Origin of the sequence: Streptomyces candidus, assembly GCF_014207445.1 — a bacterium.
GTDB lineage: Bacteria > Actinomycetota > Actinomycetes > Streptomycetales > Streptomycetaceae > Streptomyces > Streptomyces candidus.
Genome location: NZ_JACHEM010000001.1, coordinates 658,080 through 670,169, shown reverse-complemented (window position 1 = coordinate 670,169; position 12,090 = coordinate 658,080). Strand labels below are relative to the sequence as shown.

The following is a 12,090-nucleotide window of genomic DNA, read 5'->3' as shown; positions in this document are numbered from 1 at the left end:
GCGGGTTGGGTGGGATACCCGACTCCCCGTACAAAGACGCTGAGACGGCCGGAGCCGTCAGAGACGAGCAGGTGGAATACGTGACGAATCTGATGCCCTACGCCGCCGGCGAGCCGTCCCTCGGTGGAGGCCTCGGCGACCAGGTCTACAGCCGACTTCTTGGCGAGCGCATCATCTTCCTCGGCCAGCAGGTCGACGACGACATCGCGAACAAGATCACGGCGCAGCTGCTCCTCCTGGCCGCCGAGCCGGAGAAGGACATCTACCTCTACATCAACAGCCCCGGCGGCTCGGTGACGGCCGGCATGGCGGTGTACGACACCATGCAGTACATCCCCAACGACGTCGTCACCATCGGCATGGGAATGGCGGCCTCCATGGGCCAGTTCCTGCTGACCGGCGGCGCCGCGGGCAAGCGCTTCGCGCTCCCGAACACCGACATCCTGATGCACCAGGGCTCGGCCGGTATCGGCGGTACCGCCTCGGACATCAAGATCCAGGCCCAGTACCTCCTGCGTACCAAGACGCGCATGGCGGAGATCACCGCCCGGCACTCCGGCCAGACCGTCGAGACGATCATCCGCGACGGCGACCGCGACCGCTGGTACACCGCCGAAGAGGCCAAGGACTACGGCCTCATCGACGAGATCATCACCGCTGCGTCGGGCGTTCCCGGCGGCGGCGGCACCGGCGCCTGAGACAGGCCCCGGCAGCCCCGCCCCCGCAACCGAGCAGTCCTACGACGAGACGCCCGAAAGCCACCAGGATGGTGAACACCCACATGAACAACCTCTCCGCCCAGAGCGCCTCCGGCCTCTACACCGGCCCGCAGGTGGACAACCGCTACATCGTGCCGCGCTTCGTCGAGCGCACCTCGCAGGGCGTGCGCGAGTACGACCCCTACGCGAAGCTCTTCGAGGAGCGCGTGATCTTCCTCGGCGTGCAGATCGACGACGCGTCCGCCAACGACGTCATGGCGCAGCTGCTGTGCCTGGAGTCGATGGACCCCGACCGCGACATCTCGATCTACATCAACTCGCCCGGCGGCTCCTTCACGGCGCTCACCGCGATCTACGACACGATGCAGTTCGTGAAGCCGGACATCCAGACGGTCTGCATGGGCCAGGCGGCCTCCGCCGCCGCCGTCCTGCTCGCCGCGGGCACGCCCGGCAAGCGCATGGCGCTCCCCAACGCCCGCGTGCTGATCCACCAGCCGTCCTCGCAGACCGGCCGTGAGCAGCTCTCCGACCTGGAGATCGCGGCCAACGAGATCCTGCGCATGCGCACCCAGCTGGAGGACCTGCTCGCGAAGCACTCCACCACGCCGATCGAGAAGATCCGCGACGACATCGAGCGCGACAAGATCCTCACGGCCGACGACGCCCTGGCGTACGGCCTGGTCGACCAGATCGTCTCGACGCGCAAGACCACGGCTGCGGCCGCGGCCTGAACAGCCTCGGCGACATGACATAACGGGTCCTGCCCACCCCTTGGCACCGGCGCACGATGCGGTCCGCGTACGCGTGAACCGTGCCAAGGGGGGCCCGAACGGGGGGCAAGGCAAGGTACCGTCGAAGTTTGAGGCACCAGGAGTCGCTGCACCCGGCGGCTCCCAGGCGAAGGGGATTCACCTCGTGGCACGCATCGGTGACGGCGGAGACCTGCTCAAGTGCTCGTTCTGCGGAAAGAGCCAGAAGCAGGTGAAGAAGCTCATCGCAGGTCCCGGTGTGTACATCTGCGACGAGTGCATCGACCTCTGCAACGAGATCATCGAGGAGGAGCTCGCCGAGACCAGCGAGGTCCGCTGGGAGGAACTCCCCAAGCCTCGTGAGATCTACGAGTTCCTGGAGGGGTACGTCGTCGGGCAGGAGCCCGCGAAGAAGGCCCTCTCGGTGGCGGTCTACAACCACTACAAGCGGGTCCAGGCCGGCGAGAACAGCGGAGCGAACCGCGACGACGCGATCGAACTCGCCAAGTCCAACATCCTCCTGCTCGGCCCGACCGGCTCCGGCAAGACGCTCCTCGCGCAGACCCTGGCCCGGATGCTGAACGTCCCGTTCGCCATCGCGGACGCCACGGCGCTCACCGAGGCCGGGTACGTCGGCGAGGACGTCGAGAACATCCTGCTGAAGCTGATCCAGGCGGCGGACTACGACGTCAAGAAGGCCGAGACCGGGATCATCTACATCGACGAGATCGACAAGGTCGCCCGCAAGAGCGAGAACCCGTCGATCACGCGCGACGTGAGCGGCGAGGGCGTGCAGCAGGCCCTGCTGAAGATCCTGGAGGGCACCACCGCCTCCGTACCTCCGCAGGGCGGGCGCAAGCACCCGCACCAGGAGTTCATCCAGATCGACACGACGAACGTGCTGTTCATCGTGGGCGGCGCGTTCTCCGGACTGGAGAAGATCATCGAGTCGCGGGCCGGCGCCAAGGGCATCGGCTTCGGCGCGACGATCCGCTCCAAGCGGGAGATCCAGGCCAGCGACCAGTTCTCGGAGATCATGCCCGAGGACCTGGTGAAGTTCGGGATGATCCCGGAGTTCATCGGCCGTCTCCCCGTCATCACCTCGGTCCACAACCTGGACCGCGAGGCGCTCCTGAAGATCCTCATCGAGCCGCGCAACGCCCTGGTGAAGCAGTACCAGAAGCTCTTCGAACTCGACGGTGTCGAGCTGGACTTCGACCTCCCGGCGCTGGAGGCCATCGCCGACCAGGCGATCCTGCGCGGCACCGGGGCGCGCGGCCTGCGCGCCATCATGGAGGAGGTCCTCCAGTCGGTGATGTACGAGGTGCCGTCCCGCAAGGACGTGGCCCGCGTCGTCATCACGGAGGAAGTCGTCCACTCCAACGTCAACCCGACCCTGGTGCCGCGCGAGCCGCGGATCATCGGCAAGGGTGACGGCGGGCGGCACGAGAAGTCCGCGTAGCGGTCCGCGCGTCACGCACGGTGCACGAGAGGGCCCGCCCGGTGGAATCCACCGGGCGGGCCCTCCTCGTCTCGTGCCGGTCTTCCCGTGACGTAGGCGTCAGTTCTTGACGCGGACGTCGTTGCGGAGCTTGGCGACCTGCTCGGCGGTCTCGTCCATGCCCAGCGGCTGCTGTCCGTGGGACGCGTAGCCCGCGGCGAGCGTGCTGTAGTCGGCCCAGACGCAGAGGGTGGACGTGACCATCGCGTTGGTCTGCTTGTTCTTGCCCTGCAGCAACTGGCACTTCATGAGGGCGTTGCCGAGGGAGCTGGGGCTGACGTCCTCGGGGCTGCCCAGCAGCTTGGCCGCGTCCTTGTTCTTCGCGGCCCCCTCGTCGGAGTCCGCCTTGAGGTTGGCGAAGAAGTTGTCCAGCGCCTTCTCGGGATCGGCGATCCTGCCGTAGGCGCCGTTGAAGCTCACCATCTTGGCGGCTTTCAGCTTTTCGAGGGAGGAGGGGTCCGTCGGGTTCAGCTTGGACTGGTCGAGGTCCGAGTAGCTCATGCCCACCAGCTGCGCGTCGGCGACCCCCGCCGCGGTGAACTCCTGCACGGTCTTGTCGTCCTTCGACGCCCCGTCGCCCTTCTGGAGCTTCTTGTACGTCCCGCCGAACACCGTCTCGGACGCGGTCAGCCTGTGCGGGCCGTCGTCGGAGATGCCGTTGAAGAAGGCGAAGTACGCGCCCGCGCCCGCCGCGGCGAGGACGACCACCGCAAGGCCTACGATCAGACCGGTTTTCTTCTTCTTCGGCTGCTGGCCGCCCGGGTACGGCTGCTGGCCGTACGGGCCCTGCGGGGGCTGCTGGCCGTAGGGCGGCTGCTGGGCCTGCTGCTGCGGGTAGCCGTAGCCCTGCTGCGGGGGCGGCGGCTGCTGCGGGTAGCCGTAGCCCTGCGGCGGCGGGGCCTGCTGGGGGTAGCCGTAGCCGGGCTGGCCCTGCGGCGGCTGGCCGTAGGGGCCGGGCTGCTGGCCGCCGTACGGATTCGGCTGCTGCGGTGGCTGGCCGCCGTACGGGCCCGGCTGGTTGTAGCTCATGTACTGGGTTCCCCTCCAGATGCTTATGCGTCCCGAACATCCTGACGGAAGGGTGCGACCGGAGGGCCCGCGGGGGCCCGACTGTTACCGAACAATCGCGTTTCGAAGCGGTACCCCCGGGCCCTTAAACTGGCCGCGTGACCGAGAACTCTCAGACTCCGCAGCCCGCACCCACTTCCGACTTGCCGACCACCTACGCGCCGGCCGACGTAGAGGGGCCGCTGTACGAGCGCTGGGTGGAACGCGGTTACTTCGAGGCCGACGCGAAGAGCGACAAGCCCGCGTACACCATCGTCATCCCGCCGCCGAACGTCACCGGCTCCCTGCACCTGGGCCACGCCTTCGAGCACTCGCTGATCGACGCCCTCACCCGCCGCAAGCGCATGCAGGGCTACGAGACGCTGTGGCAGCCCGGCATGGACCACGCGGGCATCGCCACCCAGAACGTCGTGGAGCGCGAACTCGCCAAGGAGGGCAAGTCCCGCCACGACCTGGGCCGCGAGGCGTTCGTCGAACGAGTCTGGCAGTGGAAGGCGGAGTCCGGCGGGCAGATCGCCGGACAGATGCGCCGCCTCGGTGAGGGCCTGGCATGGAGCCGGGACCGCTTCACCATGGACGAGGGCCTGTCCAAGGCCGTCCAGACCGTCTTCAAGAAGATGTACGACGACGGCCTGATCTACCGCGCCGAGCGCATCATCAACTGGTGCCCGCGCTGCCTGACGGCCATCTCCGACATCGAGGTCGACTACCAGGACGACGACGGCGAACTCGTCTCCATGAAGTACGGCGAGGGCGAGAACACCATCGTCGTCGCCACCACCCGCGCCGAGACGATGCTCGGTGACACCGCCGTCGCCGTCCACCCCGACGACGAGCGGTACGCCCACCTCATCGGCACGCGGATCAAGCTGCCGCTGACCGACCGCACCATCCCGGTCGTCGCCGACACCCACGTCGACCCCGAGTTCGGCACCGGCGCCGTCAAGGTGACGCCCGCCCACGACCCGAACGACTTCGCCATCGGCCAGCGCCACGACCTGGACACCATCCAGGTCCTCGACGAGCGCGGCGTCATCATCACCGCAGGACCCTTCCAGGGCCTGGACCGCTTCGAAGCCCGTTCCGCGATCGTCGCCGCCCTGCGCGCCGAGGGCCGGATCGTCGCCGAGAAGCGCCCGTACGTCCACTCCGTCGGCCACTGCTCCCGCTGCAAGACGACGCTGGAACCGCGCCTGTCGATGCAGTGGTGGGTCAAGGTCGAAACGCTCGCCAAGGCCGCCGGAGACGCGGTCCGCGACGGGCGCGTCGACATCCACCCCGCCGACATGACGCAGCGCTACTTCGACTGGGTCGACAACCTCAACGACTGGTGCATCTCCCGCCAGCTGTGGTGGGGCCACCGCATCCCCGTCTGGCACGGCCCCAGCGGCGAAATGGTCTGCGTCGGCCCCGGCGAGGAAGCACCGACCGGCGAGGGCTGGCACCAGGACACCGACGTCCTCGACACCTGGTTCTCGTCGGGCCTGTGGCCCTTCTCCACGCTGGGCTGGCCGGAGAAGACGGAGTCGCTGGAGAAGTTCTATCCGAACTCCGTCCTGGTCACCGGCTACGACCTGATGTTCTTCTGGGTCGCCCGGATGATGATGTTCGGCCTGTACGCCATGGACGACGTCCCGTTCCGCACCATCGCCTTCCACGGCATGGTCCGCGACGAAAACGGCAAGAAGATGTCGAAGTCCTTCGGCAACGTCGTCAACCCGCTCGACTGGATGGACAAGTACGGCGCCGACGCCGTCCGCTTCACCCTGGCGCGCGGCGCCAACCCCGGCGTCGACGTGCCCGTCGGCGAGGACTGGGTCCAGGCGTCCCGCAACTTCGCCAACAAGATCTGGAACGCCACCCGGTTCGCCCTGATGAACGGCGCGACCGTCGAGGGCGAACTGCCGCCCGTCGAGCAGCTCTCGGCCGTAGACCGGTGGATCCTCTCCCGCCTCAACAAGACCGTCGCCGACGTCGACGCGTTCTACGACGACTACCAGTTCGCCAAACTCAGCGACTCCCTCTACCACTTCGCGTGGGACGAGGTCTTCGACTGGTACGTCGAGCTGTCGAAGACGACGTTCTTCGCGGGCGGCGAGCAGGCCAAGGTGTCCGCGAGGGTCCTCGGCGAGGTCCTGGACGTCATGCTGCGCCTGCTGCACCCGGTCGTCCCGTTCGTCACGGAGACGCTCTGGACCAACCTCACCGGCGGCGAGTCCCTGGTGATCGCCGACTGGCCCGCCGACTCCGGCTTCCGCGACGCTGCCGCCGAGCAGGAGATCGAACTGGTCCAGCAGGTCGTCACCGAGGTCCGCCGCTTCCGCTCCGACCAGGGCCTGCAGCCCGGCCAGAAGGTCCCCGCCGAGCTGAACCTGGACGGCACGGCGCTCGCCCCGCACGAGGCGGCCATCCGCCAGCTGCTGCGCCTGCAGCCCGCCGGCGAGGGCTTCCACGCCACCGCGTCGCTGCCGGTCGCCGGAGCCACCGTCGCCCTCGACCTGTCCGGCACCATCGACGTGGCCGCCGAGCGCAAGCGCCTCACCAAGGACCTGGAGGCCGCCAAGAAGGAGGTCGTCCAGGCCAACGCCAAGCTCGGCAACGACGCGTTCCTCGCCAAGGCACCCGACAACGTCGTGGACAAGATCCGCGGCCGGCTCGCCAAGGCGGAGGCCGACATCGCGCGCATCACCGCGCAGATCGAGGCACTGCCGCAGCAGTAGGCACGGCACCCCGCCCGCCGTACCCAGGCGCCCCGCACCACGAGATCCACCGGTGCGGGGCCCCTGCGTACCGTCTGCGACGAGTGCCGCGTATCACGTGCAAAGGGACAGAAGCCCGCCGTATCGGGACGGACGGCCCGGCATCATGGAGCGTATGCACGACAAGCCCACCGCCTCGCCGGTACACCGGGCCTGGGCGGTGGGCCGACGCTGGCTGGACAGCCGCACGGTCCACCGGCACACCGTCGACCTGTTCGTCCCGCTGATCTGCTTCGGCCTGATGCTGCTGGACGTGCCCGGCCTGGCCGAGGGCGACAACCCCCTCAACGGCTACTCCGCCACGCTCGTCCTCGCCCTCGGCGCGTCCTCGCTGCTGCTGCGCCGCCGCTTCCCCTGGATCCCGTACGTCGTCGCCCTCGGCCTGCTCGGCTGGCTGCACGAACTGACCCTCATCCAGTTCGCCCTCTACAAGATCGGCCGGTACCGGGGGCGGGCCGCCGCGATCGTGGCAACGGCGGGGTACGTCATCTGCGCGTACCTGCTGTTCCTCTTCCAGCGCTGGCCCGAGAAGCAGGCGGACACGCTCCCGGAGTTCCTGAGCCTCGTCGTGCCCATCGGAGTCCTCGCCGCCGGCGTCGGCGTCGCCGCCAACCGGCAGGACCTCGTCCGCGAACTGGAGGTCCAGAAGGCGCACACCGCCGCCCTGCGAGCCGTCCAGCAGGAACGGGCGTCCGTCGCGCGCGACGTGCACGACTTCGTCGGACGGGAGCTGACGCTGCTCGCCGTACGCGCCGAGGTGCTGGCCGTACGGGCCCGGGGCCAGGCCCACCAGAAGGACTTCGACGAACTCTCCGACACCGCCCGCAAAGCACACCGCATCCTCAACGAGCTGATCGTGCAGCGCGCCCGGGAACGCGACCCCACCCCCGGCATCGAAGCCCTGTCCGTCCTGGCCGCCGAGGGCGAACGGGCCGGCAGCCGCGTCGTGCTCGACATCGACGCGGAAGCCGCCGCGCTGTCACCGCTGCGGCAGGCGGCCGTGTACCGGGTCGTCCAGGAATGCCTGACGAACGCCGTCAAGCACGCCCCCGGCGAGGCCGTCCGGGTACGGATCGCGCTCGACGGCGTCCACCTGCGCGTGGAGGTCGTCAACGGGCTGCCCCGCGCGCTGCCCGCCAAGCAGCCCGTGTCGGCGGGCACCGGCACCTTCTCGATGGACGAACGGATGCGGGCCATGGGCGGCACGCTGGAGTCGGGACACCGGGACGGGGAGTACCGGGTGGTGGCGGTACTCCCGGCGGGGGTCCAGTAGCGCGGTCACGCCACGGGCGCGGGCGCGGGCGGTGGGACGAAGCATCGGACGGGGCAGGCGTCCGGCCTGGCGGGCGGCGGCGGGAGGATCAGCCCGTCAGCCCGTCAGCCCGTCAGCCCGTCAGCCCGTCAGCCCGTCAGCCCGTCAGCCCGTCAGCTTGCCGCGAGGAGCCTCTGGAGGCCGTCGAAGTCCTCCACGCACTTCCCGGACCCCAGCGCCACACAGTCCAGCGGAGCGTCCGCCACCCGTACCGGAATGCCGGTCGCCGCCGAGATCCGCAGGTCCAGACCCGGCAGCAGCGCACCGCCGCCGGTCAGCACGATGCCGTGCTCCATGACGTCACCGGACAGCTCCGGCGGGCACTCCTCCAGGGTCGCGCGCACCGCCGCGATGATCGCTTCCACGGGCTCCTCCAGCGCCGCCCGCACCTCCGCCACCGTCAGGTCGAGGGTCATCGGCAGACCGTTCACCCGCTGCCGGCCGCGGATCGTGAACGCCCGTATCTCCAGCGCCGGATCGTCGGGCACGGGCCACGCCGTGCCGATCGCCACCTTGATGTCCTCGGCGGTGCGCTCCCCGATGAGGAGCTGGTGCTCCTTGCGCACGTACTCGGTGATCGCGGAATCCATCCGGTCGCCGCCGACCCGCAGTGACTGCGCGGTCACGATGCCGCCCAAAGAGATCACGGCGACCTCCGTCGTGCCGCCGCCGATGTCGACGACCATCGAACCGCGCGCCGACGACACCGGCAGGCCCGCGCCGATCGCCGCCGCCATCGGCTCCTCGATCAGATGCACGGCCCGAGCGCCCGCACGCTCGGCCGCGTGCACGATGGCGCGCCGCTCGACCGGCGTCACCCCGCTCGGCACGCACACCACCATGCGGGTGCGCGGACGGCGGCCGGGCACCGCCTTGCGGACGAAGTGCCGGATCATCTCCTCCGCCGCCTCGTAGTCGCTGATCACCCCGTCCCGCAGCGGGCGGATCGCCGTGATGGAACCGGGCGTGCGGCCGATCGTCTCCTTGGCCTCCGTGCCCACGGCGAGCGCCGTCGAGGAACCCGCCTTCACCGCCACCACCGACGGCTCGTTGAGGACGATGCCGTGCCCCCGCATGTACACCAGGGTGTTCGCGGTACCCAGGTCGATGCCTATGTCCCGGCTGACACGGCTGCCCCGGCCGCGCGGGGCGGCCGACGTCGTCTCGTCGCTCACTCGAAAACCTCCCGAATCGTGATCTACCAGGGTCACACACTCCATTCGTACAGCTGTGCCCAAAGGTCCTGGCCGCGCAGGGGAGAAGGTCACGGTCGCCCGCCGCCGGGGGCTGTCGGGGACTGCCGGTGGGGCTCCGTAGACTGACGGGGTGAGCGACCTCCCCCCGAACGACGACCACGCCGACGAGCCCGCCCCCGACGCCTCCGCCTTCGAGGAGATCGTCGCGGCCGAGACCCAGCGCGATCCCGACCTCGCCGTCATCGAGGCCGGCAGCCGCACGCTGCGCGCCCAAGGCACCGTCCCGGCCGGCGACGCCGCGCCCGGCCGCCCGCAGGACCCCGAGGTGGACAAGGCGCTGCGCGCGGTGGAGACCGAGCTCGCGGGCCGCTGGGGCGAGACCAAACTCGAACCCTCGGTGACCCGGATCGCCGCCCTCATGGACGTCCTGGGCGAGCCCCAGAAGGCGTACCCGTCCGTCCACATCACCGGCACGAACGGCAAGACCAGCACGGCCCGGATGGTCGAGGCCCTGTTCGGCGCCTTCGAGCTGCGCACCGGCCGCTACACCAGCCCGCACGTGCAGTCGATCACCGAGCGCATCAGCCTGGACGGCCTGCCGATCAGCGCCGAGCGCTTCGTCGAGACGTACGAGGACATCAAGCCGTACGTCGAGATGGTCGACGCCGCCGAGGACTACCGGCTCTCCTTCTTCGAGGTGCTCACCGGCATGGCGTACGCGGCCTTCGCCGACGCGCCCGTGGACGTGGCCGTCGTCGAGGTCGGCATGGGCGGCACCTGGGACGCCACCAACGTCATCGACGCAACCGTCGCCGTCGTCACCCCCATCTCGCTCGACCACACCGACCGCCTCGGCTCGACGCCCGGCGAGATCGCGGGCGAGAAGGCCGGCATCATCAAGCAGGGCGCGACCGTCGTCCTGGCGCAGCAGCCGGTCGACGCGGCGCAGGTCATGCTGAAGAAGGCCGTCGGCGTGGACGCGACGGTGGCCCGCGAGGGCATGGAGTTCGGTGTCGTCGCCCGGGAGGTCGCCGTCGGCGGCCAGCTGGTCACCCTGCGCGGTCTCGGCGGCGAGTACGAGGAGATCTTCCTCCCGCTGCACGGCGCCCATCAGGCGCACAACGCGGCCGTCGCGCTCGCCGCCGTCGAGGCGTTCTTCGGCATCGGCGCGGAGCACGCCCGCACCCTGGACATCGACACCATCCGCAAGGCGTTCGCGTCCGTCACCTCCCCCGGCCGCATGGAGGTCGTACGGCGCAGCCCCACCGTCGTCCTGGACGCCGCGCACAACCCGGCGGGCGCGCGGGCGGCCGCGGACGCGGTCAGCGAGGCGTTCAGCTTCAGCAGGCTGATCGGCGTCGTGGGCGCGAGCGGCGACAAGGACGTACGGGGGCTCCTCGAAGCCTTCGAGCCGATCTTCGCCGAGGTCGTCGTCACGAAGAACTCCACCCCGCGCTCCATGGACGTGGACGAACTCGCGCAGATCGCCGTCGAGGTCTTCGGCGAGGACCGCGTCCAGGTCGAGCCTCGGCTCGACGACGCCATCGAGGAGGCGATCACCCTCGCCGAGGAGGACGGGGAGTTCTCCGGCGGCGGAGTCCTCGTCACCGGATCGGTGATCACTGTCGGAGAGGCCCGGCTGCTGCTGGGAAGGGGCTGAGACCGACGTGCGTACGCTCTGTGCTTCCACACTTATCGGCGAGTTCTTCGTCATCGGCTTCGCCGGTCTGGTCGCGATGAAGTCCGACGCCCTGTCGATGACCACGGTCTGGACGGTGTGCGGCGTCGCGATGCTGTTCTCCGTCCTGCTCTGCGGAATGATCACGCGGCCCGGGGGACTCCAGCTCGGCTGGGCGCTTCAGGCCGGACTGATCGTCAGCGGCTTCTGGGTGCCCGTCATGTTCTTCCTCGGTGTGGTCTTCGGCGGACTGTGGTGGGCGTCCGTCCACTACGGCCGCAAGATCGACGAAGCGAAGGCACGGTGGGCGGCGCAGGCGCAGACGGAGGCATAAGCGGCTGCAGCGGCCGGAGCAGGCGCCTTCGTGTCACGGCAGCCGGCCACCGCCCGCCGAAACGGGGAGTGGATCCCCACTTCCCTTCCGGCGCCTACCGGGCGCCGTGATCCCCGGCCGTGCGGCGTGCACCGTGGCGCACAGGTCCGGGTGCCACTCCAATGGGCGCTCCCTGTAACCTCTGGCCAAACGCATACGCATGCCTGCAAGGAGCCGTACATGACCCAGCGCACCCTCGTCCTGCTCAAGCCCGACGCCGTCCGCCGCGGACTCGTGGGCGAGGTCATCGGCCGCATCGAGCGCAAGGCCGGATGGGCGATCACCGCGCTGGAGATGCGCAGCCTGGACAGGGCCCTTCTGGAGCAGCACTACGGCGAGCACGTGGGACGCCCCTTCTACGAGCCCCTCGTGGAGTTCATGTCCTCCGGCCCGGTCGTCGCGCTCGTCGTCGAGGGCGAGCGGGTCATCGAGGGTGTACGCCAGCTGGCGGGTCCCACCGACCCGATTGCCGCAGCGCCCGGGTCCATTCGGGGTGACTTCGGCACCATCGTCCGGGAGAACCTGATCCACGCCTCGGACTCCGAGGAATCCGCAGAACGCGAGCTCAAGCTGTTCTTTCCGGGGCTTGTCTGACCCGGACACCGGACGCTCTTCCTGACGTGAAGTCAGCCGAACAGCTCCCACGGCCTGGGGCGACCGAAGTAATTCGGTCGCCCTTCGGCATATGCACCGTGCGGAAGGGAACGCATCCCCCCGACACGGCGTCACCATTAC

General features: G+C 69.5%; 10 protein-coding genes. 8 read left to right on the top strand and 2 right to left on the bottom strand.

The genetic code is table 11. From position 1 onward, the window contains the following. The first annotated feature begins 80 nt into the window (after window positions 1-80). From HNQ79_RS02940 to clpX, 3 genes are all read left to right on the top strand, one after another. The gene (locus tag HNQ79_RS02940) at window positions 81-698 is read left to right on the top strand and encodes an ATP-dependent Clp protease proteolytic subunit (protein ID WP_373312408.1); all 618 of its coding nucleotides are present in this window, start codon (window positions 81-83) and stop codon (window positions 696-698) included. 68 nt (window positions 699-766) lie between these two features. Next, entirely contained in the window at window positions 767-1,450 is a 684-nt protein-coding gene (locus HNQ79_RS02935; protein ID WP_308437312.1) for an ATP-dependent Clp protease proteolytic subunit, read from the top strand. A gap of 184 nt (window positions 1,451-1,634) precedes the next feature. Further along, a complete protein-coding gene (gene clpX / locus HNQ79_RS02930; RefSeq protein ID WP_185026440.1) occupies window positions 1,635-2,930 on the top strand; it encodes an ATP-dependent Clp protease ATP-binding subunit ClpX in 1,296 nt (431 codons plus the stop codon). A gap of 99 nt (window positions 2,931-3,029) precedes the next feature. Here the strand turns inward: clpX and HNQ79_RS02925 are convergent, their stop codons facing one another. Then, the gene (locus tag HNQ79_RS02925; RefSeq protein WP_185026438.1) at window positions 3,030-3,998 is read right to left on the bottom strand and encodes a hypothetical protein; all 969 of its coding nucleotides are present in this window, start codon (window positions 3,996-3,998) and stop codon (window positions 3,030-3,032) included. Between the two features lie 137 nt (window positions 3,999-4,135). On the opposite strand from HNQ79_RS02925, the gene HNQ79_RS02920 reads away from it, so the two are divergent. Together HNQ79_RS02920 and HNQ79_RS02915 are read left to right on the top strand one after the other, a co-directional pair. Further along, on the top strand, window positions 4,136-6,757 hold the full coding sequence (locus tag HNQ79_RS02920) for a valine--tRNA ligase (protein ID WP_185026436.1): 2,622 nt from the start codon (window positions 4,136-4,138) through the stop codon (window positions 6,755-6,757). Between the two features lie 154 nt (window positions 6,758-6,911). Beyond that, a complete protein-coding gene (locus tag HNQ79_RS02915; RefSeq protein WP_185026434.1) occupies window positions 6,912-8,069 on the top strand; it encodes a sensor histidine kinase in 1,158 nt (385 codons plus the stop codon). Between the two features lie 152 nt (window positions 8,070-8,221). On the opposite strand, the gene HNQ79_RS02910 is transcribed toward HNQ79_RS02915, so the two are convergent. After that, a complete protein-coding gene (locus tag HNQ79_RS02910) occupies window positions 8,222-9,283 on the bottom strand; it encodes a rod shape-determining protein (protein ID WP_268253533.1) in 1,062 nt (353 codons plus the stop codon). A gap of 151 nt (window positions 9,284-9,434) precedes the next feature. Between HNQ79_RS02910 and folC the strand changes: the two genes are divergently transcribed. The 3 genes from folC to ndk all read left to right on the top strand — a co-directional run bounded on the left by folC (window position 9,435) and on the right by ndk (window position 11,949). Then, window positions 9,435-10,964 carry a bifunctional tetrahydrofolate synthase/dihydrofolate synthase gene (gene folC, locus HNQ79_RS02905; protein WP_185026430.1) on the top strand — a complete coding sequence of 510 codons (1,530 nt, stop codon included), beginning with the start codon at window positions 9,435-9,437 and terminating at the stop codon, window positions 10,962-10,964. Window positions 10,965-10,971: 7 nt separating this feature from the next. Next, entirely contained in the window at window positions 10,972-11,316 is a 345-nt protein-coding gene (locus tag HNQ79_RS02900; protein WP_185026428.1) for a DUF4233 domain-containing protein, read from the top strand. A gap of 219 nt (window positions 11,317-11,535) precedes the next feature. Continuing rightward, window positions 11,536-11,949 carry a nucleoside-diphosphate kinase gene (gene ndk, locus HNQ79_RS02895; RefSeq protein WP_185026426.1) on the top strand — a complete coding sequence of 138 codons (414 nt, stop codon included), beginning with the start codon at window positions 11,536-11,538 and terminating at the stop codon, window positions 11,947-11,949. Window positions 11,950-12,090 lie beyond the last annotated feature (141 nt).

Bases quoted from the DNA above. Each gene is read 5' to 3' on its own strand.
- HNQ79_RS02915 (WP_185026434.1), top strand. From the start codon at position 6,912: ATGCACGACAAGCCCACCGCCTCGCCGGTACACCGGGCCTGGGCGGTG.
- HNQ79_RS02925 (WP_185026438.1), bottom strand. From the start codon at position 3,998: ATGAGCTACAACCAGCCGGGCCCGTACGGCGGCCAGCCACCGCAGCAG.
- ndk (WP_185026426.1), top strand. From the start codon at position 11,536: ATGACCCAGCGCACCCTCGTCCTGCTCAAGCCCGACGCCGTCCGCCGC.
- HNQ79_RS02935 (WP_308437312.1), top strand. From the start codon at position 767: ATGGTGAACACCCACATGAACAACCTCTCCGCCCAGAGCGCCTCCGGC.